The organism is Cyanobium sp. LEGE 06143 (genome assembly GCF_015207535.1).
Lineage (GTDB): Bacteria > Cyanobacteriota > Cyanobacteriia > PCC-6307 > Cyanobiaceae > NIES-981.
On record NZ_JADEWP010000261.1, the window covers coordinates 1 to 2583 of the forward strand.

The window sequence follows — 2583 nt, forward strand, 5'->3', positions numbered from 1 at the left end:
GTTCAGCACATGCGCGCCCGGCTTCACGGTCGGCACATACCGGCTCGACTCGGTCGAATCGTCGAAATGCATCACGATGTCGGCGGTAGAGATGTCGTCCACCAGCTTGGCGCCGGAAACATGCATCACCGACCAGATGAAGTACCAGGGCCGGGGCTTGTCGGGATAGAAGGCAATCGTSGGGCGCTTGTGGCCGGACAGGAGGCGCGAGGTGCGCCAGGTCTGGACGAAGAAATAGAAGCAGAACCAGGTAAAGATGCTATGCGCCAGCGCCAGGTCGGGAACAATCCGGTGCCCTGTCTTCTTGACGAGGATCTTGCCTGCATCGAGCTTGAAATCGTCGGTCCACAACCGGCCTGACATACGCTCTACTCCTGTCGCCCGTTCCGGGGCGGAAACTGATGGGTCAGAGCCCTTGCACGGCTCAGCGCCTGCATCAACACCCGGTTTGCGGCGCAAGTGTGATCCTGCCTGCTATCAGAGCAGTTCGCGCAGGCTGGAAAGATCATACCCTGCGCTGGCTGCGGCCTCAACGATGTCATCGCCCGCGCCCTGCCCCGAATGGACCAGCGCCCAGGCGGTGATGCTGCGCGTGCCCGTCCGGCAGTAGGCCAGCACCGGCTGGGGCGCCTCGTTCAGGATATGCCCCATCCGCTCGACGATTTCCGGCGTCGGCGCGCCGGAAAACGGCAGCGCGGCGAAAGTCAGCCCCAGGGATTCGGCTTTGACGCGAATCGGCCCCATGCGCGGCTGGTCGACCCCGCCCTCGCCATCGGGCCGGTTGACGATGATCGTCTTGAAACCTGCCGCGGCAATTTTTTCCACGTCCGATTCGGAAATCTGCGGCGCCACGGCGAAATCGGGGGTGACTTGTCGGATGTCAGCCATACTCAAAATTCTCCTGCTCCTGCAGCCATCGCTTGATCGGTCTGCCCGACAAGCTAAGGAGTGTTGGGGGCCCTGCCAAGCTGGCGGATGGCCGTGGMCNGWTCAACCYACTGTGACMAGAGGCTTTTTTACTTGTGACAAYGCTTCAGCGYGCWTTYGGWCGTATTCCKTGGGGCTATACGCTCCGGCGCCTGCTGATCGCAATCCCCACGATGCTTGCGATCATCACGGTAGCCTTCCTCATGATGCGGGCCGCCCCGGGCGGTCCCTTCGACGGGGAGCGCAAACTTCCGCCCGCCACCGAAGCGGCCATTGCCGCAAAATTCGGCCTCGATAAGCCCCTTCACGAGCAATATTTCAATTATGTCGGCGGCGTCCTCCAGGGCGATTTCGGCCCCTCCTACAAGACCCTCGGCAAGAGCGTGAACGACCTCATCGCCGACGGCCTGCCCATCTCGATGACCATCGGCGCCCTCACCATGCTGGTCGCCCTTACCATCGGCACCTCGCTCGGCATCTTCGCCGGGCTCCGGCAAAACTCGGCGGCGGACTATGGCGTCATGGGCTTTGCGATGTTCGGCATCTCGGTGCCCACCTTCGTCACCGGCCCGATCCTCATCCTCCTCCTCTCCCTGGGCGCGGGCATCTTCGCCGTCGGCGGCCTCGGCACCTACCCCAATATCGGCATGAGCTGGCACAACATGACCCTGCCGGTGCTCACCCTCGCTTTGCCCCAGATCGCCATCATCTCCCGCCTGATGCGCGCCTCGATGATCGAGACGATGCGTGCCAACCATATCCGCACCGCCCGCGCCAAGGGCCTCGCCGAGCGCGACGTGATCGTCCGCCACGCGCTCCCCTCCGCCCTCCTGCCGCTCGTCTCCTATGCCGGCCCGGCCATGGCCGGCGTGATGACCGGCTCGGTGGTGATCGAGAAAATCTTCGGCCTGCCCGGCCTTGGCAGCTTCTTCGTCGATGGCGCCCTCAACCGGGACTACACGCTCGTGATGGGCGCGATCATCGTCTATGCCGGCCTGATCATCGTGCTCAACCTCGTCGCAGACATTCTCTACGCGATGCTTGATCCGAAAGTGAAATACGACTGATGGCCCAGATCGACCCCCTGCTCGACCCGACGGGCCGCGTCGAAGCGGTCCAGACCGCCATCGCCGGCGGCCGCTCCCTCTGGGACGATGCCCGCGCCCGCCTCCTGCGCAACCGCGCCGCGGTTGTCTCGATGTGGATCCTCGGCTTCCTCGTCCTCGTCGCCATCTTCGGCCCGATGGTCTGGGTGCATGACTACCGCACCATTTCAGACCTGCGCACCATCAACCCGACCTTCGAGAACTGGCACATCTTCGGCACCGACCTTCAGGGCCGCGACCTCTTCGCGCGCACGATGATCGGCCTGCGCATCTCGCTGCTCGTCGGCGTCGTCGCCACCGCCGTCTCCCTCGTCATCGGCGTCACCTGGGGCGCCACGGCCGGGTATCTCGGCGGGCGTATCGACAATTTCATGATGCGCTTCGTCGACGTGCTCTACGCCCTGCCCTTCATCTTCTTCGTCATCCTCCTGCTCACCGTGTTCGAGCGCAACATCGTGCTGATCTTTGCCGCCATCGGCGCCATCGAATGGCTGACGATGAGCCGCATCGTCCGGGGGCAGACGCTCGCCATCAAGGGCAAGGAATTCAT

The 2583-nt window shown here is 63.7% G+C and carries 4 protein-coding genes; 2 read left to right on the top strand and 2 right to left on the bottom strand.

The annotated features are described in order from the left end of the window. Together IQ216_RS13245 and IQ216_RS13250 are read right to left on the bottom strand one after the other, a co-directional pair. The coding region (locus tag IQ216_RS13245) for a hypothetical protein (protein ID WP_228007516.1) at positions 1–363 on the bottom strand (363 nt) is incomplete at its 3' end. Between the two features lie 114 nt (positions 364–477). Further along, positions 478–888 carry a TIGR01244 family sulfur transferase gene (locus IQ216_RS13250; protein WP_193815843.1) on the bottom strand — a complete coding sequence of 137 codons (411 nt, stop codon included), beginning with the start codon at positions 886–888 and terminating at the stop codon, positions 478–480. A gap of 134 nt (positions 889–1022) precedes the next feature. Between IQ216_RS13250 and IQ216_RS14815 the strand changes: the two genes are divergently transcribed. Then, positions 1023–1994, top strand: coding sequence for an ABC transporter permease (locus IQ216_RS14815; protein WP_370566752.1), 972 nt, complete (start codon positions 1023–1025; stop codon positions 1992–1994). Next, a partial coding sequence (locus tag IQ216_RS13260) for an ABC transporter permease (protein WP_193815844.1) occupies positions 1994–2583 on the top strand: 590 nt, incomplete at its 3' end. The genes IQ216_RS14815 and IQ216_RS13260, both read left to right, overlap by 1 nt.

Bases quoted from the DNA above. Each gene is read 5' to 3' on its own strand.
- IQ216_RS13250 (WP_193815843.1), bottom strand. From the start codon at position 888: ATGGCTGACATCCGACAAGTCACCCCCGATTTCGCCGTGGCGCCGCAG.